The 24295-nt window shown below is 58.6% G+C and carries 26 protein-coding genes and 1 pseudogene; 17 read left to right on the top strand and 10 right to left on the bottom strand.

All coding sequences use genetic code 11. The features are described from left to right. The first annotated feature begins 368 nt into the window (after positions 1–368). The 6 genes and pseudogenes from E2F50_RS22515 to E2F50_RS22490 all read left to right on the top strand — a co-directional run bounded on the left by E2F50_RS22515 (position 369) and on the right by E2F50_RS22490 (position 5033). Complete coding sequence (locus E2F50_RS22515; protein ID WP_133318435.1) at positions 369–1181, top strand: SDR family oxidoreductase; 813 nt, start codon at positions 369–371, stop codon at positions 1179–1181. Continuing rightward, the gene (locus E2F50_RS22510) at positions 1174–2985 is read left to right on the top strand and encodes a glycoside hydrolase family 15 protein (RefSeq protein WP_133318434.1); all 1812 of its coding nucleotides are present in this window, start codon (positions 1174–1176) and stop codon (positions 2983–2985) included. The genes E2F50_RS22515 and E2F50_RS22510 overlap by 8 nt, the downstream gene beginning before the upstream one ends. 198 nt (positions 2986–3183) lie before the next feature. Continuing rightward, positions 3184–3760 (top strand): annotated as a pseudogene (locus E2F50_RS22505) (transposase); the annotation flags it as partial. Positions 3761–3810: 50 nt separating this feature from the next. After that, complete coding sequence (locus E2F50_RS22500; RefSeq protein ID WP_133318433.1) at positions 3811–4293, top strand: hypothetical protein; 483 nt, start codon at positions 3811–3813, stop codon at positions 4291–4293. A gap of 84 nt (positions 4294–4377) precedes the next feature. Then, positions 4378–4632 carry a type II toxin-antitoxin system Phd/YefM family antitoxin gene (locus E2F50_RS22495; protein ID WP_133318432.1) on the top strand — a complete coding sequence of 85 codons (255 nt, stop codon included), beginning with the start codon at positions 4378–4380 and terminating at the stop codon, positions 4630–4632. Continuing rightward, on the top strand, positions 4632–5033 hold the full coding sequence (locus tag E2F50_RS22490; RefSeq protein WP_133318431.1) for a type II toxin-antitoxin system VapC family toxin: 402 nt from the start codon (positions 4632–4634) through the stop codon (positions 5031–5033). The genes E2F50_RS22495 and E2F50_RS22490 overlap by 1 nt, the downstream gene beginning before the upstream one ends. Positions 5034–5152: 119 nt before the next feature. Here the strand turns inward: E2F50_RS22490 and E2F50_RS23485 are convergent, their stop codons facing one another. Continuing rightward, a complete protein-coding gene (locus tag E2F50_RS23485; protein WP_245515563.1) occupies positions 5153–5473 on the bottom strand; it encodes a hypothetical protein in 321 nt (106 codons plus the stop codon). A 391-nt stretch (positions 5474–5864) separates the two neighbouring features. Here E2F50_RS23485 and E2F50_RS22480 point away from each other — a divergent pair, with 391 nt between their 5' ends. Genes E2F50_RS22480 through E2F50_RS22455 form a run of 6 tightly spaced genes read left to right on the top strand, consistent with a single transcriptional unit; the run spans position 5865 to position 10281 of the window. After that, complete coding sequence (locus E2F50_RS22480) at positions 5865–6473, top strand: YkoF family thiamine/hydroxymethylpyrimidine-binding protein (protein WP_133318430.1); 609 nt, start codon at positions 5865–5867, stop codon at positions 6471–6473. 37 nt (positions 6474–6510) lie between these two features. Continuing rightward, on the top strand, positions 6511–7281 hold the full coding sequence (locus tag E2F50_RS22475) for an ABC transporter permease (protein ID WP_245515561.1): 771 nt from the start codon (positions 6511–6513) through the stop codon (positions 7279–7281). Continuing rightward, positions 7278–8045, top strand: a complete 768-nt coding sequence (locus E2F50_RS22470) for an ABC transporter ATP-binding protein (protein WP_133318429.1) — start codon at positions 7278–7280, stop codon at positions 8043–8045. The genes E2F50_RS22475 and E2F50_RS22470 overlap by 4 nt, the downstream gene beginning before the upstream one ends. After that, positions 8042–9064, top strand: coding sequence for an ABC transporter substrate-binding protein (locus tag E2F50_RS22465; RefSeq protein WP_133318428.1), 1023 nt, complete (start codon positions 8042–8044; stop codon positions 9062–9064). Before E2F50_RS22470 ends, E2F50_RS22465 begins: the two co-directional genes overlap by 4 nt. Next, positions 9064–9774: an NtaA/DmoA family FMN-dependent monooxygenase gene (locus E2F50_RS22460; protein ID WP_133318427.1), complete on the top strand. Its 711-nt coding sequence runs from the start codon at positions 9064–9066 to the stop codon at positions 9772–9774. Before E2F50_RS22465 ends, E2F50_RS22460 begins: the two co-directional genes overlap by 1 nt. Before the next feature lie 45 nt (positions 9775–9819). Beyond that, positions 9820–10281 carry an LLM class oxidoreductase gene (locus E2F50_RS22455; RefSeq protein ID WP_161974336.1) on the top strand — a complete coding sequence of 154 codons (462 nt, stop codon included), beginning with the start codon at positions 9820–9822 and terminating at the stop codon, positions 10279–10281. A 305-nt stretch (positions 10282–10586) separates the two neighbouring features. On the opposite strand, the gene E2F50_RS22450 is transcribed toward E2F50_RS22455, so the two are convergent. The 7 genes from E2F50_RS22450 to tssI form a co-directional block, all read right to left on the bottom strand. Beyond that, on the bottom strand, positions 10587–10886 hold the full coding sequence (locus tag E2F50_RS22450; protein WP_133318425.1) for a PAAR domain-containing protein: 300 nt from the start codon (positions 10884–10886) through the stop codon (positions 10587–10589). Position 10887: 1 nt separating this feature from the next. Then, positions 10888–11592, bottom strand: a complete 705-nt coding sequence (locus E2F50_RS22445) for a hypothetical protein (RefSeq protein WP_133318424.1) — start codon at positions 11590–11592, stop codon at positions 10888–10890. A 464-nt stretch (positions 11593–12056) separates the two neighbouring features. Further along, positions 12057–12416: a hypothetical protein gene (locus tag E2F50_RS22440; RefSeq protein WP_133318423.1), complete on the bottom strand. Its 360-nt coding sequence runs from the start codon at positions 12414–12416 to the stop codon at positions 12057–12059. 59 nt (positions 12417–12475) lie between these two features. Next, positions 12476–13102 (bottom strand): hypothetical protein, encoded by a 627-nt coding sequence (locus tag E2F50_RS22435; protein WP_133318422.1) that lies wholly within the window; start codon positions 13100–13102, stop codon positions 12476–12478. Beyond that, the gene (locus E2F50_RS22430) at positions 13062–13913 is read right to left on the bottom strand and encodes a hypothetical protein (protein ID WP_133318421.1); all 852 of its coding nucleotides are present in this window, start codon (positions 13911–13913) and stop codon (positions 13062–13064) included. The genes E2F50_RS22435 and E2F50_RS22430 overlap by 41 nt, the downstream gene beginning before the upstream one ends. Next, entirely contained in the window at positions 13910–14968 is a 1059-nt protein-coding gene (locus tag E2F50_RS22425; RefSeq protein ID WP_133318420.1) for a DUF4123 domain-containing protein, read from the bottom strand. Before E2F50_RS22425 ends, E2F50_RS22430 begins: the two co-directional genes overlap by 4 nt. Positions 14969–14970: 2 nt before the next feature. After that, positions 14971–17364 carry a type VI secretion system tip protein TssI/VgrG gene (gene tssI, locus E2F50_RS22420; protein WP_133318419.1) on the bottom strand — a complete coding sequence of 798 codons (2394 nt, stop codon included), beginning with the start codon at positions 17362–17364 and terminating at the stop codon, positions 14971–14973. 311 nt (positions 17365–17675) lie between these two features. On the opposite strand from tssI, the gene E2F50_RS22415 reads away from it, so the two are divergent. The 5 genes from E2F50_RS22415 to E2F50_RS22395 all read left to right on the top strand — a co-directional run bounded on the left by E2F50_RS22415 (position 17676) and on the right by E2F50_RS22395 (position 21905). Further along, the gene (locus E2F50_RS22415; RefSeq protein ID WP_133318418.1) at positions 17676–18593 is read left to right on the top strand and encodes a hypothetical protein; all 918 of its coding nucleotides are present in this window, start codon (positions 17676–17678) and stop codon (positions 18591–18593) included. A 255-nt stretch (positions 18594–18848) separates the two neighbouring features. Next, positions 18849–19115 (top strand): YciI family protein, encoded by a 267-nt coding sequence (locus E2F50_RS22410; RefSeq protein ID WP_161974335.1) that lies wholly within the window; start codon positions 18849–18851, stop codon positions 19113–19115. A 306-nt stretch (positions 19116–19421) separates the two neighbouring features. Next, positions 19422–19883 carry a metalloprotease gene (locus tag E2F50_RS23740; protein WP_161974334.1) on the top strand — a complete coding sequence of 154 codons (462 nt, stop codon included), beginning with the start codon at positions 19422–19424 and terminating at the stop codon, positions 19881–19883. A gap of 673 nt (positions 19884–20556) precedes the next feature. Beyond that, positions 20557–21549 carry a hypothetical protein gene (locus tag E2F50_RS22400; protein WP_133318415.1) on the top strand — a complete coding sequence of 331 codons (993 nt, stop codon included), beginning with the start codon at positions 20557–20559 and terminating at the stop codon, positions 21547–21549. A gap of 14 nt (positions 21550–21563) precedes the next feature. Beyond that, a complete protein-coding gene (locus E2F50_RS22395; RefSeq protein WP_133318414.1) occupies positions 21564–21905 on the top strand; it encodes a hypothetical protein in 342 nt (113 codons plus the stop codon). Positions 21906–21934: 29 nt separating this feature from the next. Here E2F50_RS22395 and E2F50_RS22390 read toward each other — a convergent pair whose 3' ends face one another. Then, positions 21935–22750: a hypothetical protein gene (locus E2F50_RS22390; protein WP_133318413.1), complete on the bottom strand. Its 816-nt coding sequence runs from the start codon at positions 22748–22750 to the stop codon at positions 21935–21937. Between the two features lie 491 nt (positions 22751–23241). Further along, a partial coding sequence (locus E2F50_RS23080) for a hypothetical protein (RefSeq protein WP_161974333.1) occupies positions 23242–24295 on the bottom strand: 1054 nt, incomplete at its 5' end.

Raw genomic sequence — 24295 nt, 5'->3', positions numbered from 1 at the left:
TTCTCGCCGACTATACGGTCACAGTCATGAGTGGGCTTTCGGCAATGGCACGCGAAGGTGTTGGACGCGACCGAATTCTCGGGACTGCTTCACTCGCAGCAGCCGCGTATAGGGAGACGCTGAGCGTTTAGATCGGTTTAATCTTCAAGAAGCTCGCCAACAAAGTCCATGAACGCCCGGACCTTTGGAGCGAGGTTCTTGCGCGATGGAAACAGCACGGAGATCGGCGGACCGTCTGCAGCGAACGGTGTGAGTAGCCATGACGACATTGTGGCGATGAACCGTTTGCGCAACCCGCTGAATTGAGAACGGCTCCGGAAACAATTGCCCTCCCGTTCATTACCTACGTCGTCAAGATGGAGAAACAGATGTCAGCTTCCACCAACCGCCTGGCCAATCATGTCGCTCTGATCACGGGAGCAAGTTCGGGTATAGGGCTTGCCGTAGCGGAAGCGATGGCCAGTGAAGGTGCCAGTCTCGTCGTTAACTACAGGTCTCAAGAACAACCCGCCAAGGAACTGGTTGAGCGTGTTCTGAAGGCTGGCGGACATGCTGTCGCGATACAAGCGGATGTCTCACAAGAAGAGGACGTCGTCCGCCTCTTCGACGAAACCATCCGCACCTTCGGCAGGGTTGATGTCGTGGTGTCCAACGCTGGCATACAGAAGGATGCGGCAATCGCCGAGATGACGCTCAAGGACTGGAACACGGTCATCGAAGTTAACCTCACAGGCCAGTTCCTGTGTGCCCGGGAGGCTGTCAGGCGGTATCGCACCCAGTCTCGTAAAGATGCTCCAGCCAGGAGTGCAGGGTGCATCATCACCATGAGTTCTGTTCACGAGATCATCCCGTGGGCCGGACACATCAACTACGCCTCGGCCAAAGGCGGCGTTCGCATGTTCACCCAGTCGCTTGCCCAGGAAGTGGCTGCGGACGGCATCAGGGTGAATGCCATCGCACCGGGTGCGATCAAGACACCGATCAACAGGGAAGCCTGGGAAACAGAAGAAGCACTGACCAAGCTTCTGAGGTTGATACCGTACGGCCGCATCGGGGAACCGGAGGATGTCGCTAGGGCTGCGGTGTGGCTGGCCTCGGATGAAGCCGATTATGTGACCGGTACCACGCTCTTTGTGGATGGAGGTATGTCACTTTATCCAGAGTTCCGCGACAATGGTTGAGCCGCTGCGTTCGATCGGGGAGCACGGCGTCATCGGTGACATGGAGACGGCGGCGCTTGTCGCGACCGACGGGACGATTGATTACCTGTGCTGGCCCAACCTCGACAGCCCGACCATCTTCGCCGATCTCCTTGATCCGGAGAAAGGTGGTGGGTTCTCGATCAAGCCTAAGCTTGCCCACGCGCGCAACCTCCAACTCTACATCCCCGATACCAACGTCCTGATCACGCGCTGGCTTGCAGAAGAGGGCAATGCCGAGATCGTGGACCTGATGACTGATCCGGAGACGCAGGTCGGCAGGGCGACGCCTCTACGTGGGATCATCCGGCGCGTGACGGCCATACAGGGCACCGTCGAGTTCGAAGCATGCTGTGCTCCACGGTTCGATTATGCGAGGCAGGTTCCTGATATTGAAGACATCGATGGCGGTGTGCGCTTCACGGGTTCGGACCTGTCTCTTCGTTTGTTCTCATCTGCACCAATGACGTTGGGGAGGGGCGAAGCATCCTCTACGTTCACGTTGGAAGCGGGCCAGAGCGCGTGGTTTGTCCTTGGCGATGACGGTCTCCAGCGCCCGGACAATGAGCGGGTCGAGGCGGAGGTCGAGGCAACAACGTCTGCCTGGCGGAACTTGGCAGCAAAGGCCACATACACCGGGCGCTGGCGCGAAGAGGTCTTGAGATCGGCACTCGCCTTGAAGCTCCTGACTTCCAGACAGCATGGTTCCGTGGCAGCCGCTGCGACCTTCTCGCTTCCTGAGACCAGCGGTGGAGAAAGGAACTGGGACTATCGTGCGACCTGGATCAGAGACGCCTCCTTCACTGTGTACGCCTTCATGCGTCTTGGATATGTCGAAGAAGCGCAACACTTTGCCCAGTGGGCGGGTAAGCGGGTAATGGCGTCAGATGAAGAACATCCGCTGCGCATCATGTATGCCCTGGACGGCACGGAAGCTCAGGACGAGCAGGAGCTTTCTCATCTGGCGGGATACGCGAACAGCCGCCCAGTTCGGGTCGGGAACGCTGCGCACTCGCAAACCCAGCTCGACATCTATGGCGAACTGCTCGACAGTGTCTACCTGTCGAACAAGTACGGCCAAGCCATCAGCCACCAGGGATGGCAGCATGTCCGGAGCATCATCGACTACGTCATGGAGCACTGGGAGGAGCCGGACGCGGGCATCTGGGAAATCCGCTCCGAACCTCGTCATTTCCTTCATTCCAGAGTGATGTGCTGGGTAGCGCTTGATCGGGCGATCCGCCTCGCGACCAAGCGATCCCTGCCTGCGCCTCTGGTCCAGTGGGCGGACTGCCGTGACCGCATCAAGGAAGACGTTTGGGCGAACTTCCGACATCCGGAACACGGCTACTTCGTCCAGGAGCGCGGCGGAACCGAACTGGATGCTGCGCTTCTGATGATGCCGCTCGTCCGCTTCGTTTCCTCCACTGACCCCGTGTGGCTCCAAACCCTGGATGCTATCGGAGAGCAGCTTTCCTACGATGGTCTCGTGTACCGCTACCGGAACCAGGATGGCTTGGACGGAAAAGAAGGCGCGTTTACCACCTGCACCTTCTGGTACGCCGAGTGCCAGGCTCGGGCGGGACGGCTTGATGAAGCGCGACTGACACTGGCCAAGGGGATGCGGTATGCCAACGCGCTGGGCCTCTTTGCGGAAGAAACCGATGCGCGCGGTCTGTTGCTTGGGAACTTCCCTCAAGCCCTCACGCATCTAGCATTCATCAGCGCCGCGTTCTTCACAGACAGACAGCTTGATCCCGGCCACAAGGCGAACTGGCAGCCATAATGCGTAGCTAAGGAAAACTGGATTACCTATCGAACATCGTTGTTCCCAAGGGAATCACTCTCGCCGCGAGGATGTTGTAGACCCACTTTGATGCGACTCTAGAACGCTTGGGCCTGACCATGGGATAACGTGAATTAGCCCCCGAAAGGCCCGGACATGCTTCCCCCACTTAGCTAAGTGGGTAGGAGTAATGTTGGTATGACTAGCAGCAATTTTAAGATGGAAGTCCTCTCCGGGCCGGACGTCGGCGGCGCTGGAGCACGGCAGAGAAGCTGGCGATCATCCACGAGACCTATGAGGCGGACGCGACGGTGAGCATCGTCGCGCGTCGGCACGGCATCCAGCCGAACCAGTTGTTCGCGTGGCGCAAGCTGGCGTCCCAAGGGGCACTGACGAAACGACGGCCGCCGAAGAGGAGGTCGTTCCGGCTTCCGAATACCGGGCGCTTCAGGCCCAGGTGAAGGAGTTGCAACGCCTGTTGGGCAAGAAGACGATGGAGAGCGAAATCCTGAAAGAAGCCCTTGAAATCGCCGGTGGCCCAAAAAAACATCTGTTGCGCGCGCTTCTCTCTTCCAAGGGGGATTTTGGAATGAAGACCGTCTGCCAAACTCTAGGTGTCGCCCGCTCGAATATCGCCGCCCGCGCCGCAGGCTCCCTTTCCAGAGCCAAAGGACGCCCGCCACTACCTGATCGCGAGCTGGTGGAGGAAATCAAGGCCGTCATCGCCGATACGCCCACCTACGGCTATCGGCGTGTCCATGCTATCCTGCGTCGGATTACGATGACCTCGAACCCATCCGCAAATACCTCCGGGGTTATCTAGACTTGGTCGCCGGCCGTGCAAAGCCGCAGGTGGCAAGCTACACGCTGGCAGAAGCCAACTATCGCATCATGCGCAATACCAAGGACCTGGATTGGACGATCCGCTACAACAGCCTTAGCGACATGCAAGCCGAAAGTAAGCGGATGATCCGCGAAAATAGCGTACCGAACGCCCTTTTCAGGCCGAACAACACGACCTCGGGCAAGCTGTTGCGCTTGGAGGGTACGGTTGTTTCCAAAGCCCCGGCGATGGATGATCCCGAACTTGGCATCAACGAGCCGAAAACACGCCATGTGGGACCGGCCATTCATGTGCGCGCGCCCGATGGGCGCAACGCTGTGCTTTACGTGAACGACAACGTGCCCGCTTTGATGCCGGTCGGGTTGGAAGAAGGTAAGCGTTACAGTTTCGTCGCGCGCGCCAGCGTCCTCAAGAGCAATGTGCCGCAGCTTGATCTGATCAGCTACGATCTGCTCAATGAATAAGTCCATTCTGCATTTGCTTTTCATCTTCCAAGCTCGAGATTCGTAGTCTATAGCTAGACAGTCTAGCCAATTTGGAGCGGAACAATGGAATGGCAGTTGCAGGATGCAAAGAACCAGTTTTCGAAGGTCGTGCAAAAAGCACGCTTTGAGGGGCCGCAGGAAATTACCCTGCGCGGTGAGCGGGCTGCCGTAGTGCTATCGGCTAGCGACTACGATGCCTTGCGCGCCCATCGGCCAACCCTCGTCGACGCATTGCTGAACGGTCCGGAGTGGGACGATGCGCTTGTAGACGCAGTCGAAACGCGCGCGAAGACGCCGAGCCGCGATGTGGCGTTCTGATGTACCTCGTTGATACCAACATTGTTTCTGAGGCGCGGCGTGGCACCCAGCAGGCGGTATCGTGGCTGCGCTCTGTCGATCCACTTAGCATCCACCTGAGCGTGCTGACATTGGGAGAAATCAAACGCGGAATCGCATTGAAACAGAAGGCGGACCCCAAGGCTGCAGGCTACTTGGCCGAATGGCTGCGCAAGTTGCGCCACGACCACATTGACCGCATATTGCCTGTCACTGACGAGATCGCCGTCGAATGGGGCCGCATCGCCGCGATAAGACCACGTGGTGATGTGGACGGCTTAATTGCCGCGACTGCGATCGTCTACGACCTGATCCTCGTCACCCGTAACCTCAAGGATTTTGAAGATACCGATGCAACGGTGATCAATCCATGGGACATGTAAAACTTACATCAAGGGGAACTCAACGCCTCCCTCGGCACGGGCCTAGATGTAATGCCCCCGCGCCGGCGCTGTCGGTAGGGACGCTTGCACCCCCCTTCCCTGCCGGCGACCTTACGGCATCAACCCATCTTACCAGCTTTACCGACCGAGCACGCGGCGCCATCAGCAGCGACAGCTCCAGAGGTAACGGATCCCCTGATGGGAAACATGTCTTCACCGAAGTGATGGAGCCTCGTATGATGGCGTCTGCATAACCATCGTACCCTCAGAGGCTCGTTGTATTGATCATGATGGGCATCAACCGCTTCAACGCCGCAAACCTCACAAGTTTCCTTATCGAGTTCGCCTGCGTTCAACGCCCGCTGCACTGCGAGGTGCGCTTCATACTTGGCAGGATTGGCACGGCGCCAGTTGGCCTGCCGGGTATCAGTGTTAAGCATTGTCTCGTCTGCCTTTTGAGTTCTGCATCTGAGCTGCGAAGTAGGACTACACCAGTTCTTTGTTGGCAGGAACTGTGCACTCCAGCTAAGAGCATCGACGCCCGAAGACGCTTAGGCCTGTTGGGTCCTGCGGTTTTAGCCATGGGAGCGTGACTGGTCAGCCGACCGTGAACGCCGCAGAGCCCCTACCCTCTAAGGCAAATCATGGTCAAACTCGCGCCTCACCTCCTGTGCTCGATATTTCAAAGCCAAATGTCTTGCATTCATATCCGATCCCGTTCTATCAAGAACCGAGACAGGGGTGCTCCGTAAGGCCGGGGCTGAGATGTGATCGTCATGATCATGGACCCTCAAGCTGATCTGGATAATGCCAGCGGAGCGAGGTTAATCGATGTTTTCCGGCGCACAGATTTCACTTTATCCCATGACGGACGATTTCGTCACGGTCATCGTCGACGCGCTCAGTGCCCTCGACCCCTACCGGGATCGATTGCGGATCGAAACCGACGACATATCGACACTTCTCGTCGGCACACCGGATGTTGTGTTCAATGCCATGCGCGATCTTTTCGTGGCGGCCGCTGCCAGCGGCAGGCACTGCGTGCTGCATGCGTCGATTTCGCGGGGATGCCCCGGTGAGCCGGATGATCCGATGTGCCACACCCCGGAACTGACGAACCCAATGGCGCCGCTCGACGAACGTAAAGCGCGGGCATTGGCAACCGTCGCCTCCGCTGCTCTGTCGGGTCAGTCCGTGGCGGCGCAGTTTTCGCTCTACACTCTGGGCATCGATCAACACATGCACGAGATCTATGGCTGCATCGACTTCGTGAAGTCTTCGAGCGTGTTCGATAAATCGAAGAACTTCTGCACCAAGCTACGTGGTGATGCAGCGCCGGTGTTTGCAACCGTCGGAGAGGCACTACTTCGCTTCGGCCATCCTGCAGGCCATGTCACCATCGACCTGACCGTGTCCGCCAATAGCCCGACACCGCTCTGACGGCTTGCGTCACTTCACTTAACGGTCGATGCCAATCATGCTCATGCAGTTCTACCGCGGCCTTCCCGCGTTGATCGCCATCACGCTTCTGCTGCTCGGATGGGAGGCCTATGCCCGTCTCTCCGGCATTTCGCCAACTGTGCTGCCGGCACCTTACCGCGTGATCGAACAGGCCTGGATCTACCGGCAGCCGCTTTGGGAAAACACCCTGCCGACGATCCGGGCGACCGTCTTCGGGTTTGCCTGCTCGTTGACGGTCGCTTTCCTCCTCTCGGTCCTCGTAGACTTCTTCAACCCCTTACGTCAGGCCCTGTTTCCGATCTTCATCATCAGCCAGACCCTGCCGCTGGTGGCGATCGCGCCGCTCGTGGTGCTGTGGTTCGGCTTCGGCCTTGCCCCCAAAATCCTGCTGGTCGCGCTGGTGACCTTCTTTCCCATGCTTGTGGCCTTGACCCAAGGCTATCAATCCACGGAAGAGGAATTCGAGCAACTGCTGGCCTCGATGGGCGCTCCGAAATGGAAGCGCTTCCTGCTCGCCCGGCTGCCCTCCGCCCTGCCCTATTTCTTTGCCGGCCTGCGGATCTCGATCACCTACGCAGTGGTCGGCGCGATCTTTGCCGAATATGCGGGTGCAGCCAAAGGCCTCGGCATCTACATCCTCAACGCCAAGAACAATTTCAGGCCCGACCTCGTGCTGGCAGCGGTTCTGGTCAGCGCCGTACTGACCCTCATCCTCTTCGGCCTGACGCTTCTCATCCAGCGCCTGGCAATGCCGTGGACCCGGTCAGCTTTGGGAAGCGGCCGATGACCCCACCGCGTCTGGAGCTCACCGGCATTGCCGCCGGCTATGCGGACCTGCCGGTTCTGCAGGACATATCGCTCACCATCGGGCCCGGCGAGTTCGTCTCGATCCTCGGCCCGTCCGGCGCTGGAAAATCAACTTTGTTCCGGCTGCTCACCGGCGCGCTGAAGCCCGCTCGCGGAGAAATACTCTTTGATGGCCGCCCGCTCGACACCGGGTCCAGCCCTTTCGCCTTCATGCCACAACGCGATGCGCTGATGCCATGGCGGCGGATCATCGACAACACCACGCTCGGCCTCGAAGTGCAAGGCATCAGCCGGCACCAAGCCCGCAAGCGCGTCGAACCCCTGTTTGACGAGTTCGGCCTCTCCGGTTTTGAACGACATTATCCCTCGGCGCTCTCCGGCGGAATGCGCCAGCGGGCGGCGCTGTTGCGTACGGTGGTTCAGAACCGGCCGATGCTCCTTCTCGACGAGCCTTTCGGGGCGCTTGATGCGCTGACCCGCGCGGGTATGCACCGCTGGCTCGAAAACATGTGGATGCGCCACCAGTGGACCGCGATGCTGGTCACCCATGACGTGCGGGAAGCGGTTCACCTGTCGGACCGGATCTACGTGCTGTCGCCCCGACCCGCCGCGATCATCGAGGTCGTGGACATTCCCCTGCCTCGCCCCCGAGTGCGCACAGGCGTGGCCGGCGCCGAAGCCGCACGCATCGAGACCGCCATCCTGGACACCCTGCTTAGCCCCTACGAAGGACAATCATCATGAAAACGCCCCTGCTGACCCGCCGTAGCACACTCCTCTCACTTGCCAGTCTCACGGCAAGTACATTACCGTTCGCCGCACAGGCACAGGTGCCGAAGACGGTGACGATTGCCCTCGACTGGACGCCGAACACCAACCACATCGGCCTTTTCGTCGCCCGTGAAAAAGGCTTCTACCGGGAGGCCGGGATCAACGTCGAGATCCTGCCCTACTCCGATACGTCGGCAGCAACCCTGGTCGCCAATCACGTCGCGGACTTTGGCATCATCGGCTCGATCGGTCTGTTTACCCAGCGCACCGCGGGTGCCGATCTGGTCGCGACTTATGCAGTCGTGCAGACTGAGACCGGCCGCCTCGTCTTCAAGGGCGATCGCACAGATATTAAGCGGCCGAAGCATCTCGACGGGCGCACCTATGGCGGTTTCGGCAGTGCCTGGGAAAACGCGCTGATCGGCTCGATGATCCGCCACGACGGTGGCAAAGGCGAGTTCGAGACGATCACGCTCGGCACCTCGGCCTATCAGGCGCTGGAAAACGGTGCGGTCGATTTCACGCTCGAAGTCTACACCTGGGAGGGTGTCAAGGCGGAACTGGAAGGCATCAATCAGGGCGCGTTCCGCTATGCCGATTACGGCGTTCCCGACGAGCACACGACGCTGATCGGATCAAGCGGCACGCTCCTGCGCGAGCAGCCCGCGGCGGCGAGAGCCTTCACGCAAGCGACCGCCAGAGGTTACGCCTACGCGGCAGACCATCCCGACGAGGCGGTCGACCTGATGATCGCTGCCAACAGTGACTCCCTGACCGACCGTGCTCTGGTGCGAGCCTCGCTGCAGGCCCTCATCGATGGTCATTATCTTCGTACTGCCGACGGCATCATCGGTCGGATCGATCCTGCAAAAATGGCAGCGATGGGCAACTACCTGTTCGACGCGAAGATCCTGAAAGATGCCGATGGCAAGCCTCTTGCGATAAAGCCCGATTTCACGAGCTACTACAGCAACGCGTTTCTGCCAGCCTGATGACAGAGCGCCGGCTGCACCTGAACGCGGTCATCTTCGGCCTGGGCAGCCACGAGGCTGCCTGGCGCCTGCGTGAGAGCGAACCGTTTGCGATCATGACGCTCGATTACTGGGTCGATATCGCAACGCGTGCCGAAGCGGGCGGCTTCGACGCCCTGTTCCTCGGCGACGTGCTGGCGCTCCAGGAAGGTGCCGACCGGCATCTTTCGAACACGATGGATCCTTTCGTTATCCTCTCGGCGCTTGCCGCCGTGACCACCCGCATCGGCCTGATCGGCACCGCATCGACCAGTTTCGATCACCCTTTCCACTTGGCGCGCCGGTTTGGCTCGCTAGGCCATATCAGCAAGGGGCGTGCCGGCTGGAACATCGTCACCTCCTCGAATGCACGTGAAGCCCACAATTTCGGCCTCGACGAGATGCCTGAGCATGCGGAGCGCTACGCGCGGGCAGAAGATGTCGTGACCGCGGTCAAGGCGTTGTGGGACAGTTGGGAGATCGGAGCGCAGTTTGCAGACAAAACGAGTGGCCAATACCTCGATGTAACCAAGGTACACCGGGTCGATTATTCCGGTGCCTACGTACAAGGTCGCGGTCCGCTTAGCATCCCCCGACCGCCGCAGGGCAGGCCGGTCCTGGCGCAGGCGGGATCGTCTCCGGCCGGTCGCGCGTTTGCCGCGCGCCACGCTGATATCGTTTTTACCGTCTAGTCCTCTCTCCCGGAGGCGCAGGACTTTAATGCCGAGATGAAGGCCTTGGCGAAGGCCGAAGGCCGGAACCCGGACCATCTTTTGATTATGCCCGGCATCATTCCAGTGGTCGGTGAAACCTTGGAGGACGCAGAATCCCGCCTCGCTGAGATGAATGGCTTTGCCGTGCACGAACATCTCATAGCCAAATTGTCGGCGTTTCTCGGGCGCGACCTCAGCCGCATGGATCTTGATGCGCCTCTTCGGAATGATTCCGAACCGCCAAAAGGCAATGAGGCAAGTCAGAGCCGCGCTGCTGCCCTGACCGGCATCGCGCGCCGCAATGGCCTGACATTGCGGCAGCTTCTGCTAAGATTGGCAAGCGGACGCGGACATCTCTTAACAGTTGGCACCGGTACCCACATAGCATCCGTTATGCAGGATTGGTTCAAGAGCGCCGCGGCCGACGGTTTTAACGTCATGTGCCCGTCATGCCGGGCGACCTTCAGTCCTTCAATGACATGGTGATGCCAGAACTCAAGAGGAACGGTGTGCGGACAGAGCTTCAAATGAAAATGCTGCAGGAGCGATATCGTCTGCCGATTTCGTGAGGGACGAGATCGCTCAGCCATGCTGCTGGACTACGGCTGATATTAGCGGAAACCGCCATATAATTGCTGCGCCTTAGCACCGGACAGCAGGCCTTGTGTCAGGTGACTCGAATGCATTTTCTTCAACTACCATCGATAAGTCACCCTTATCGATGGTTAGCTATTCACGGCTTCAGTCGTGTTAACACCCGTTAGAATGTCTAATGGCCCCTTAGACGGCTTCTACTCAAACGTTATCCATGGCACGCCCTGAACCAGCCGTCCGCCGTGCTCACAGGCGTCTCCTATTCGGGCAACCTTCTTGCCATTGATCTTCGCGATGGATGACCCGCCGGTGATGCCGGCCGTGGTAGGTACGCCAGTGCACATGCACTGGTCGCTGAAGGTTGCTATCGGCACGCCTTCGACACACACAAAATTCTGGCCGGTCGACACTACCGGCCCGCCGACATGCGGGCGGGGACCGGGAGCAACCATTGGGCAGACATGCATGTGGCCCTTGAGGGTTACGGGGCTTCCCATATCAGCTGCCTCCCTGGCTCAGTTCCGCCATGACAGGGTTTATCTCCACAAGCCGTGCCGGCGCATCTGGCGAGCCAACATCGATACACAGGTCGATATACATATCTGATATGGGGCTTTCTTCCGCCAGTTCTATGGCTAGTTCCATCACGGCCTGTTTCTGAGTCTGGTTCGGCGCGAACCCCTCAGGAAGTCTCTGCCATCGCGCGCTGACGATTTGCCGCTCCTTGACGGTTAGCCGAGCCTCGATGAAGTCCGTCAGGTTCACCGCCGGAAAAAGATGAAGGAAGGTGGGCATGCCCAGGCTGATGAATGGTTCGAGGATCAAACGCATCCGAGACGTCATCGATGTCAGTAATATGGGCAGGCAATGCTCAAGATCGCCCGCTTTCATTATTCTGAATGCCTCGACTTCTTTCCAACTGACCGGTCCGATTTTTGGAAAGATCTCCTGCTCGGATGGTATCGAAAAATCACGTGGAAAACCAAAAGGCGGCATGTCATCGCTGCTGCATGGCATTCCTGATCGGGACTTTTGCCCAACGATCGCGTTGAGACCCCGCAGCGAAACGGGAAGTGAGTGGATAGGGATCGCCAACGCCCTCTCGCGGTACGGCGCCGGCCAGTTTTCAAAGGCGGTGAGGACGACCGCCTCGTCGTAGCGTCCGACGATTGAACGAAGCTCCCTGTAATGACTTTCCAGCACGGACACTTCCTCAAAGCTCGTTTCGTAAGGCCAGCAAAACTTTCAGACTAGATTTTCCGCGGGAGCCCCGAATGTTTTTGCAGACTGTCTTTCCGCATCTGTTTCTCTCATGATACCGACGAAATCGTGAGCGATCGTTCCGACTTCTTCCCAACCGGGAGCCCTGCCGCCGAAAGCCTCAGATCTCACTTCCACGTAACGGATTTCGCCGGAGTTTTTCTCCGAAAGATCAAACGTGGCGCGACCGTGACTCAAGTCCATTTTTGGCCTTGGGAGAGTTGGATCTTGCCCGCGCCCTTTTTACAGGTGATCCGGCTTCAATCCCGCCAAGAATCCGCAAAATTGAGGTCAACCGCGGCGATATCACCCCAACCGTACTCTTTGTCACCCAAAGTCTTTGCTTTGATGACAATATAAAGAATCCGACCATAAGTTTCGCGATTGAGATCCAGCAGGTAATGGCCTCAACCATCGTTAAAGGTCAGGGGGTAGAGCCCCTTCGGAAGCCGTGGGCCCGAATTGCCCTGAGGAGGGTCGGTATAACGCTCACGCGCTTCTATCATGGCTGCCGGACCGGCGATCGCTCCGACGTCAACCTTTGTCCTCTTTCCGCTGGGAAAGACCGCTTTGGTCGTGAACGTATAAATCGCCTTGCTGCCCAATCGCCGGGCGCCGTAGGCCAACCAGTATTCCGTGAGTTCGGGCGGCAGCGCATGGCCTTGCGAACTTTCGAAATCCTCAATGTGCTTGAGCGTAACAGGCTTACCGGGACGTCCCATCTCATCCGGCCTGCTCAGAATATCATTTAAGGCCTGATCCATCATCCAACATTTTTCCGTCTCCGTGCGATAAGCATGGTTCGCGACGATGCCAAAGGGTTGCTTTAGGCTTTTCGCGGGGCTCCGAAGTTTTTTGCAAGCTGCTTTTTGGTGTCGATCTGCCTGATGAAACCGAGAAAATTATCCGCGATCATTCCGACGTCTTCCCAGCCGTAACCAGCAACGCCGAAAGCCTGGGACTTTACCTTCATGTAACGGATCTTTCCGAAATTCTCCTTGGAGAGATCAAGCATAGCATGGCCGTAGCCGCTATCGAAGGTGAGAGGGGCAAATGTCTCGGGGATTCGAGCATTTCCGCCATTACCAAGATATGACTGACGATACTCTAGCATGCCGGCGGGACCGGAAACGGTGCCGATTTCAGCGTTTGCGCTTTTTCCGCTTTCCCATTGAACACGCGCGAACAGCTTGTCAAAATCGGCGGTCCATATCGCAAACTCACCATAGGTGTCGATGAAGTCGACATAATCGTCCGGAAGCTCCAGACCGGTTTGCGATCTGAAATTGTCGAACTCGCTTGCCTCGATCTCTTTCCATCGAGGTCCGAACTCATCCGGCGGATAATCTCTGGCCTGTTCGTAGCTTTCAAAAAGGGTCGGATTGTGCGCCTTCAGATCCATCGTCATACCTTTAAAATAGTTCGGAATTAACCAGCGAGTTACCTCCGACATGGGCCACGCCGCCCTTGCCGGTATCATGGATCACACGCGGGACGTAACCGACTGTGCCATCCTCGAAGTGGTTGAGTACAAAGTCCCTGGAGTTCGGCGGAGCTTTGCCCAGCATTTTTGATAGGGCGCCTGCGTCGGTGCTCGCATTGCCGGTCACCACAGGAAGATCGTGCTTGCCGCCCACGACATACTTGTCGAAATCCGGAAAACCGTCCTTGTAGTCGATGCCGTCAACGACCCTGCCATCGGGAAGTTTTTTCGGCTCGTTAAACTTGAAGAAGCCATTGCCGCTGCTCGGCTGATCGATCTTGTTGCCGTTCTTGTCGACCCAGTTGCCGTTTTCGCCGTTTCTGGGCATTCGTCCATTCGGCGCCTTGTCGCATTCCCTGCAGTTCTTTTTGCCTTGTCGTTTCTTCTTCATTGCTTCGCGCACCTTGGCGAGCGCGCGCTGTCGGGCTGCAATCGCTGCCTTCGCGCCTTTCATGGCGCCGAGGCTTTCCTGCAAGGCTTTGGAGCTCTTTCCAAAATAGGAGGCGACAGCCTTGCCGAGGCCCACACCCTTGGGGCCATACCGCGACAGAAGTTTCGTCTTGCCGATGATATCGCCGAACGGTACGGCGGAAACAGCCGAAAACAGCGCACCCCACCAGTCACCTTTTGCGACGCGAATGCCGGCGCTCGCAAGATCCGCCGCGCCAGTCGGATCAAAAATCCCGACGACGTCCGTCATGATGGCGGGGTCTTTCTTCGCCATTTCCCTGACGTTGTCCCAGATCCCCGTCTTGAGTTCCGCCTTGTAAGCGTCGGTCATCGGACGACATCTCCCTTTGCGTCCACCTGCGCGGCAATTTCGGCCGGCAGCCACTCGCGATGATCGTCGTAGGTCTCCGCGTCGTCCCATGCGGACGCCATGTCGTCATCTGCGAGACGCTCGAATTTGGCGGCTGAAGACAGGTCGGCTCTGAGAACCTGGTTGAGGCGCGGCTCCCGGTGCCATCCGGGAGCTATCCGGAACATGAAATCGATAAACAACTCGATATGCTCAACATCCTGAATTCTGTAGGAGAACATTGCCAGCGAAACGCCGTGGCTGATCATCTGGTCGAGCACCTGCTGGTCGATCTGGCCAACCGAGGGGCGGAAATCGTCATCCAGAGTTTCAAGAATGTGTTCGACAAGCGCCGGCCGGTTGTAGAGAAGCGGCGCATCGATCTGCGACTGGGTGAAATGCATCATCGGACGAACGCGCGCGCCCTCAACCCGAATAGGGGCAAGGTCAGTCGGGATTTCGCGAACGTCCGCAATATCGTTTTCCGATGACTCGACCGTGTCGTTCACCGCTTCCAGTATTCTTGTATGCAATCGGCCATCAGGCTGGCAGGCATAACGGACGAAAGCCTTGCCCCCCATTTCCACACCCAGGCTCCGCATGCCGCTGAAGAAAAAAAGCCGCTGCTCGCTGGTCATAAAAGGCAATTGGCTGGCGATCACGAATGGGTCGTAAAAACGCCAGAAGATCTGGTCCTCATCGCCATCGACAATTTTGACGAACTTTCGCAGATGCGTGAACAGCTGGGGAAATTCCTGATCGCTCTCGATCAGCACGGCCCAGCGTTTCCCCAAACCTTCCTCGATCAGGTAGCGAACCAGTTCACCGTCATCTCCACACCGGAAGAGCCAAGGCGCGTCGTCCTCGAATTCCTTTTTCGCGTCGCCCAGAAAAAGACAGGAGCCTTCCTCGGAAAGCGCCTGGGCGGTCGTCAGCAGAGCTGGATTACGCGACGGATCCACAAGGACGTAAAGGCTTGTACCATCCTTTTCGGGCCTGCACTCGTCGAGAATCCGAGCTTTCAACGTGTTGCTCATGGTCAGCTCTTTTTCGTGCAGTCTTCAGCGAAGCCCTTGTCGGTCTTCTTGCCAGGACCACCTCTGGAAAAGTTGATCTGGTCACCCTTGATGTCGATCCGCAAACCCTTGATGACAATTCCGTTCTTGTTGATCTCAATCTTGCCGCCGGGCGCTGTCAGCACGATCTTGTCATTGGCATTGATGAACCAGGTCTCGGAACGGCCGAGGAATTTCTGGTGCGTCCACAGGTCGAACAGCTCGCCCACCTCCATGCGGATGGTCTTGCCCACGGTGGTCCGCTGTTCCTTGCCGACCTTGGTCATCTGCGTCTGACCGACATTGGTGACCTTGCTCATGCCGACTTGTTCGGTCTGGGCGACGCCGACAGTGGTCGACTGGAACGATCCGACGATGGTATTCATGATACCGGGTAACGGGAAGAGGGCGGATGCAGCGTCGCCGACTCCGGTGCCGGATCCGGCAAGCGCGGTGCCGGCATCCGAGCGAGGACTTGGGCCTGCGACCACGCCATCGCGGCTGCCGAGACCGCCCGCTCCGAGGAAGCCGAGAGCGGATGACGCGATCGTGCCAGCAAAAGCCGCCACATTCGGCCCACCGCCACCGGCGATCTGCGCAGCTTGGGACAGAAGACCTGAGGTTTGGCCGGTGAGCCCCTGCACAGCGCCCATCAGTGCCATGGCCATCGGCCCGGTGCCGCCGACGACGGTGTTCATCGAACCACCGACTTCGTGCTTCTGGTTGCCACCGACCTCGACCGTGCGGTTGGCACCGATCGCCGACACCTCATGACGGTCGATGCGCTTGATGCGGTCGTTTAGCACACGCGTCGTCTGGTCCTTCTGGGCATGGAAAAACATGTTCTCCCTGCCGGCCTCGTCTTCAAACGTCATTTCGTTGAAGCCCTGGCCCTTGTGGGTATTCGAGCGCATGACCATACGCGTCTTGTTGGCCGGGAGGTCGTAGGGCACTGAATTGCTCGGGTTCGGAACAACGCCCGTCACCAGCGGACGATCCGGATCGCCATCGACATAGGCAATCATGACTTCCATGCCGATGCGCGGAATGACCTGCGCACCCCAGGTGCCACCGCCCCAGCTTTGTGCGACACGCACCCAGCAGGTGTCGGAGCCATCCTTCTTCGCCTTACGATCCCACGGGAACCACACCTTGATGCGGCCATACTGGTCGGGGTGGATTTCTTCACCTTCCGGGCCGGCAACGATCGCCACCTGCGTGCCCTCGATACGCGGGCGCTTGGTTTCCCGATGCGGTGTCAGAGGCACGCGGGACGGAACGGCTTCGAACTCGTTGCGGTATTCTGGTTCGTTGCTGTTGGTCTCGTAGGAACGATCGACCACTGTCTGAACCAACTTGATGATCACATGCTCTTCATAGGCATGATCGGGATGCGCCACTTCGTATGGCGTGAAGCGCCGGCCGGTTTCGATGATGCGGCTGGTGGAGGCACCGTAGACGCGGTCGTGATCTGCTTCCGACGCCTGCATGCGCAGCTTTTCGGCGCGCTCGGCTTCAGCCACCGACGATATCCGCGCCGGATATTCGTATAACTCGCGTTTCACTGCATCCGGCATCTGCACCAGCGACGGCGTCATCGTGCCCGGCACCATGCGCGGTGTTTCGAAGTTCCAGTCGGCGCCGGCCCGCTGTCCTGAAACATAAGAAAACTGTCGTGCCCATTCGTTGATATGGTTGCGGTCGGACGAACCCTGCGCCAGACGCACCCTTCCCTCGCCCTGTGCGGAGGGTGACGGGCCAAGCCAGCCATGGGCCGTATCGGCCACGTGCAGTTTATGCTTGCCATCCTCGTGGCTGAACCAGTAGAATAGTCCGTCTTCCTCGAAACGCCTTGATAAATAAGCGAAATCCGTCTCGTTCCATTGAACGGAGTAATGTTGTGCGGGTGGCGGTGTGATGACGCCCGATGTGTCCGGTGCCGGAAGACCGTGCTCTGAAAACAGCGTCTCGGCGATCTCGACGGAGGTCTTGTCCATCCAGATGCGGCAGTCGGAACGGCGGGTGAGCAGCCACATCTGCGGCCGCAGCACCATGGCATAGGAACGCAGGCCGCGGGTGATCGGCGGGCCTTCATTAAGCTGGGTGACAAGTCCGTTGAACGGTCGGCGAACGGCTGAACCCTCTTCACCATCGCCCTGCTGCACCTCAATCGACACATCCATCAGCCGGCCGATCAGCTCCTCCGGCTTGATCTGCGCCTTCTTGGTGCGGGCCACTAGACGGATCTCGAACAGCGACGAGACACCTTCCTCGATCACCACCCTTTCCGGCAGCAACTGGTCCTCGCCGAGCGGTGAAACGATCTTCAGGATGCGGCTTGCCTGGATGAAGTCCGCAGCGGCAGAGGCATTGTCCATGAGTGGCTCCGGCAGTCTGAAAACCAAGAGGAGCGCGACGGGGCGAACATGTTGGACCACGTAGCGCGAAATATGCACGTCATGTTTGCACGAAAGCTAGAGCCCTAAGATGTCAGGTCAACCCTGAATTTACAGGGTTTTGATAAAGGGGAGTTTTACGGGATCCAGCAGTTGTGAACGGCTGGCGCGGAAAAAAGGGCTAACTTGTTGCAAAAACCGATGAGCCGGTCATCTTTGAGGCCATGCTTCGTTCGATCCATGATCGGGTTTGGACCTGCAGGACGAGATCAGGCAGACGGGCGGGCGAACACTTGGCCAGGAAAAAAGAAGACAGAGAAGCAAGCGCGCCGCCTGCAGACGATGCCGGAACCTATGCGCTGACCCGAGAGGAGCCGAATGAGCGGCGCGGCGGTGGCTGGTCAGTCGCATTGCGCCGGCGCGGCAGGAAGATCGTGCGGCTGTTCAAGGACAGCATCTATGGATCATCTGATGCCGCCTATGCTCAGGCGCGTGCCTATCGTGATGCCATCATCACCGCCCTGCCCCCGCCAACCAATCTAGAACAGGCGGTGAAGATCCGCAAAAACAACAAGAGCGGCATTTCCGGCGTGCGTCGTGTCGAGACCGAAGAGGGTGATGTCTGGCAGGCAACGCTGATGACCAATGAGGGCCAGAAGCGGGAGAACTTCCACATTGGCCGGCTCGGAGAGGAGGCCGCCAAGTCAATGGCGATCGCGCAGCGCACCCGCTGGCTGAAGGCGCTGCCGGTCAAACATCTGGCCTATGCCCATCACGCCGAGGAGGTCACACGCCAGAACTTTGATCACCAGCTCGATGTCGTTGCCGATGTGGCGCCTCAGGTACAGATCAGTCGCGAGGAGGTTGCTGCCCGGATTGCCGAGGTCAATGCACATTTTGATGCTTATCGCCCTCCCCGGCTGAAGGTCCGTGTCAAAAGCTATGGCCCTGGACGGTTGGCGGTGGCTGTTTCGGATGGTGGTTCTCCGGCCAAGCGCAGGCTGGCGCACGTCAACACGGCAAAGATGATGCCTAGCGGTGCGCTGGCTGCTGCCGGCACGATCAGAGATGTCGTCGAGGAGTTCTACAACGCGGACGTCGCGCACTGGTTTGCCAGGGAGCATGGCAATTCATTGCTGGCGCCGGAGAGTTTTGATCCTGCAATCGGCTTCAATGTCACCGTCTGGGTGCCGGTGGAGCTGGTGAGCTGATGCCGAAGCAAGCAAACCAGCAACTGAAGTCTAATCTATTTTATCGCCGCGCTGCCGAACTCGATTCGATGGCCGCGGCCCTGCCTATTAGAAGGTCCTGATGATATTGCCGACCTTGGCAGTGAAGTCGTCCAGAACCTTTCGCTGCTCGATCCGCTGATCCTCGATTGAGCCAAGCTTGTCGGGCCATTGCAGTCATTCGTTCGGCAGTCCAAGGTATGATCAAGTGCAGGATAACTACGATTGGAGCGAGACTTGCCCTACTTGATCACGGCCAAGGACCATCCGGAAAAGAGGCGAAAAGCGAAAGCATCCGTGGGGATCAAGCTACTAGCTTCAGGAGCACTGCTGTCGGATGATGGAAAAGCTTTCGTAGGTGGAGCAAGTCTGCTTGATACAGATGACGAGGAAGAGGCTCGTCGGTTTGAAGCTGAGGACCCTTACGCCACGGCAGGTATTCGCGCGGAAGTAACTATTAGTTCGCTGGCGGCGGAGGTGGTGGCGAGGCCTGTTGAATCCTAACGGGCTCCTGGAATACTGAGGTTCTAACGTCCGCTAGTGGCGCGAAGCAGAAGACGCCTTTCGGCCCCATAGCGGACATTGCAGGATGGGCTGGACTTGTGAGGTAGTCCGACTGTGAGCTAGACTTAAGCCGCAACAAAGCTTGCGGAGAGCCACGTGAAGTTTAGATGTTACGATGGGGGCTTAGAAGTTTCGTATGGGTCTTTGCCACCAGTCTGGATACACGGCGGTATTTTTCTTCTCGCGGCATTTTTGACCTTTCCCCTCTGGCAAGCCTTTACCCCACGAGGATTTGCGACCGCATCCATGGTGGCATCTGGAATATTGCTGTCAATCCTTGCGCACGAGGCAGCGCATGCGTGGACGGCTGCCAAGCTGGGCCATCGCGCCACCTTGATCCGGCTCCACGGGGGTGGAGGAGAGGCGATTTGGGAGACGGACAGCTACACCCGCAAGGATGACGGGCTCATAACCATCGCCGGACCGTTGGCCAAACTCTGCCTTGGTCTTTCCTGTCTCGTTCTTTACTACCTGCTTCTGCCTGACCCTACGGCGTCATTCACGCCTGTACCTGACAGGCCTTGGTACAGCCCGCCGCCTTCGTCCCCTCCCGCAATCTTTCGAGCACTCCATTGGATAGCGATCCTCAATCTCGTGCTGACGTTCGTTAATCTCCTGCCTGGGCTCCCCTTGGACGGCGGACATCTGTTCCGCCATTTTCTCGAAGTCAGGATTGGACCACGTCGAGCGCTGTTTGGGCCGGGCTGACTGGGACAGTTCTGGCCGTCCTCTCGAGCCTGATCTTTCTGGTTGGCGTTCTCGGCGGGGTCGCAATCTGGTCTCCGCCTGAGTTCGGGCCGAATGTCCGCGCAATGAAAGCCGGTTGACAGAAACGTTCTCAGCTTATCCGGTAGATATCGAGCCTTTCGAGAAGCATCTTTCTCATGCATGTCTCCTTTGGCGCGAACCGGACGCACTTTCGCAAATCTCGTAGCTTTTGCAGCGTTGCGAAAGTCAGGCTAATATTGCGCATAAAACTCGAAAATTTCGCGACAGATGCGAGTGAACGCTTTCGGCGAAAAGCAGTTGAAGAACATCGATTGCTGGGATTGGGCAACTGTGCTCGACGGCTCGGTCGGTGCCATCGTTGGTTGGCCGCAAAAACCTCGGGTGGGATTCCGAAAAAGACAGGAAGGCTGGTGTTCCGAGGTAGGGTCAGACTTGCGTCCGGGGTCGGAGGATCTATCGAGGGAAAGGCAAGACTTGTATGGTAGTGATCGGCAAATATGTGTTGGCGGCAACCCTTGCCAGCCTCTTTGCAGTCGGATTGTTGCAGGCTGCAGCTGCGCAGGCAGCATCATTCGCGAACCAACAGGAAAGGACGCGGACCGAAACGGATCAGGAGGCCGAAGAGCGAGGCTATGCAAGGGTTCCGCTCGACGTGGGCGACGGCCTCAAGCTCTCCTTCCTCGCAAAAGCCAAATCTATGGCCACGCCGCTAGCGACGATCGATGCCGTCGCGGCGCCAGGCCGCACGGAGCTGGCGAAGGTCTCCGTGCCGGACGATCGCGACATGTTCGAGCTGATCGTGATCGCATTCAGGCCCGGATTCGCAGCGGAAGCACCGGCGGTTAGCGAGCAAATATTGATGGAGGAGGGCTACGAGATCACCGGTTCCAGGCACACCTCGCTAACCTCGGCGGATGCCAAGGGCAAAACCCTGGATGAAAGCAAGGTCGCCAAACACGCCCGCTCGCTGTGCCAGACGCGGGGGGAAACCGTCTTCTGCCTGTTCATGCAGGGCAATGCAGAGTACGCGACGGGCTTCGACGAGCAGGCCAGTATGTTGGCACAATCACTCACCTTCAGTGGCGGATCGGAGCAAGGGTTTGCTGCCAATCAGATCGCCCACCTCGATCTCGCCCTCGGCGACAACGGCATGCTGCCGCTCGCCTTCCCCTCGGCCTTTTCGGTCGCTACCAATGATTTCTCCGGCAGTCTGCCAGGGACGCTGCGGCTACAGCAGGGTAGTCCCGACAATCCGAGTTCGGTCATCCTGCTCTCTGCTTCAACCGGCAAGGCTCCTTCGAGTGCGGAGGCAATCGATTCCGTCGCGGACGGGATCATAAGCGGCTGGCTTGATGAGAACGCCGCGCTGTTCGCCAGTCCGGTCTTGGCGAGCGAGGGCGATTTGGTCGGGCTAAAGGCCGGCGATCTTGGGCGGACCTATGCATATGTCGTTGATAAGCAGGTCGGGGGCAGACAAGCCCAAATCCGCCTATCCTTGTTCGCTTCGAACGGCGTGCGCTACTCCGTGCTGATGGTGACCCATTATTCGCAGGAAGTCGACGAGACCGGGCCGTTCATTGTGCGGCTAGGCGGGGTCACGGGCTATGATCTGGTCATGGAGTCTATCCTGAGCCAGCTGCGGTGACGGAGCCTTGGTCGGTGCGTCCGCGCAATGAGAACCCCAGTGGACCGACGAAAGTGCGAAGGGATGACTGGAGAAAGCAAACTGTTGAGCAGTTTTACAGCAAGCCTGCCGTCTGGCGAAAAGATGCCGATCCGGCGACCGTGCGTGCGAAGACGCTCGCACTGCGACCGCGGATAGAGGCGAGGCTGCGCCAACGCCTGGCTGTTAAGTTCTCAGAGGACGAACTGCAGGCTGTGCTGAAGGATGTGGCCGCAACGGGCAAGATCAACTTCACGAAGGAGGGGATGCTCTACGCGCTGAACTTCGAGTTCGACAGCGCTATTTCCGACTTCGTGTTGCCAATGATCGGCTGGTAGGTTGGCAAGACGCTCGCTTCCGACCATGGTCATTCGACCTCGACAGTCAGTTTCGCATTGCCTCCCCTGGTTAGCGCATTCGCCAGCTCCACTAAGCCGTAGACATCGCCGCGATAGTCATCGACAACCAGCTCCAGTCCCGCATCGCCGGCACGAAGGAAGAGTTCGGCATCGTGCACACCTTCATCCAGCAGCGCTAGCGCCTGGAAACCGCCAGTGGCGCAAACGCGAAGGAACCTGTCTTCGAGCTTGCTGAAGCCGCGCTTCCCGAACGCCGTCGACGAGCCGGAGCGCACGACAAGCCGATCTCCGTAGCAGTCGGCGTCCAGGCCAAAGGGCACGACCGTCTCGGCATCGATAATGAAGTCATCGAACTGCTCGCGCACGACGCTCTCGTCGCCGACGCCTTCGAAATCCGCTAGCCGAATGACCGCGACTGCGTCCGACCAGTGCAGCGGCGGCGGCAGGGCGTCGGCATCATCGCCGAGCACCGCGACCAGTTCCTCGCGCGCCGCCAGCGGTGTATGGTGGAGCGCCACGATCATCCGCAGCACGACAACGAGCAGATTGTGGTGCAAACCCGCGCCGCCACCGAAGACCGCAAAGCCGCCTTCGCGCCACTCCACCGCAACATGCGCCTGTGCTCGCGCCTCCATGTAGCGCCACGCGAAAAAGCCGGCCTTCAGAAGATCCGTCAGTTCCTCGAACGCCTCTTCGACGACGGAGCGATCCTCCATGTCAGCATAGGCGGGCTTGAAATCGACTTCGACCCTGAAGCGGGCGAGATAGAGAGGCACCAGCTGCGGCGCGTCGGTCATCAAGCGGGCAAGGGGCGTGTTGTCCATGGTGGGCTTCTCTCTGTTCTGGGGTCATTAGCTTCAACTAAGTCCGAGCATCCGAAACAGTTTGCGTGCCCCAAACGGCGGCGGGCCTGCCGGGCAGTACTCTGGCATCGGGCTGCGGGCGAAGCCCGCCGTTGCTGGCCAGCATTCCGCATCGGAAGGTAATCGCATGTGGCCTCATATTCATCTATCGCAGATGCGGAATTCCACCACCTTTGCAATGACTGCAATTGGCGCTTCTGCGCCATGACGGCGATCGGCCTACACGGGACGTTCCGCCTCCATCAAACCTTTTCGAGGTTTTCAAAGGCAGTCAGGCTAAGGAAAAAATCCGAAAGGCTATCCGCTAACTTCGTAATGCCCTTTGAGTTGTTACCCGTGCCAAACGCATCTGTAGCGCGCTCCCAAATGTAGATCGTTTTCGGGATTCTTCTCGTCCGCGAGGAGATAGGAATGCCCGGAGTCGGCAAAGCTCGTCGCCCAAGGCCATAACGTCACCGCCGATCCGTCGCGTTTCCAGGATACTCGATCCGGTCCCAAGCCTTACCATCGAAACGTACAATCTCCTTATGGCCGACCGCCAGCAACATCTCATCTGTGGCGCTTACCCAGGAAAGTCCGCCGATCTCGCGCGCGAGTCCGGTATCAACCTTTTCAACGGAGGCCCCGTCATAGACAAACAATCCACCGCGAGCGCCATCCCCGCTTGCCGCGGCCAGATACAGCTTGTCCTTGAACTTCGCCATGCGACGGAGAGTGAGGTCCTCTGGGATACGCGCTGCCGATCGGAAACCATTGCGATCATTGCCCACCAGCAAGATGCCCTCACCGCAAACAACCAGGCGTTCCTCGTCCAGCAGAGCAATATCGAGAAGTCGCTGTTCCGTCGGCTCCGGCAGGCGCCGGAAACCGCCCTCGCCTGTCCTAACCGCCAGAAGCCCGTCTTTGCCGCAGATATAGATCTTATCCTTATTCGGACCATTGATGCCGTAAACAAGGTCATCTCGGAAGATTTCGGTCCGTAGCTCGCCCCGCTTCCTCATGATCTCAGGGTGAGCCAAAAGATATTCGTTCTCGTCACCACCATTTTCCAGAAAACCAGGCGGAAAGAATTCTCGATCCCAGTCAGGATCCATTTCTGGGCGGAAGAAGGCTCGATCCAGAGGCTCCCAGGCGCCACCCGCCCGGCGATAAGTCTGACCTCCCTCTCCGGCTGCGTAAAGGTCATCGCCGATCTGGCGCAGCCGTGTCATCCGTCCAAGTCTCAAACCCTGCTGCCAAATGCGTGACGGATCGATCATCGCCTCATCAGGAAAATCGGGATCGGCGGACGCAACGACCCCGGGCTCGCCAAGCACGCAGAGGATACGAGCGCCGATCTTGTCCCAATGAAACAGCGTCATATCATTGGAGGCGAAGGAATAGTCGTCATAGGCCCAGTCGCGGCCTCCGTCCTGCTGGCCCTTCGCATATTGCAGCACGCGCGAAAACGGCGCGAAAGCCTCAGCATCGTCGCGACTGCCACGAAGATAGAACACGTCCCAGGAA

The organism is Rhizobium deserti, assembly GCF_004358025.1.
GTDB lineage: Bacteria > Pseudomonadota > Alphaproteobacteria > Rhizobiales > Rhizobiaceae > Neorhizobium > Neorhizobium deserti.
Note: the sequence above shows the minus strand (reverse complement) of the source record. Positions and strands in the feature narration are given on the sequence as shown.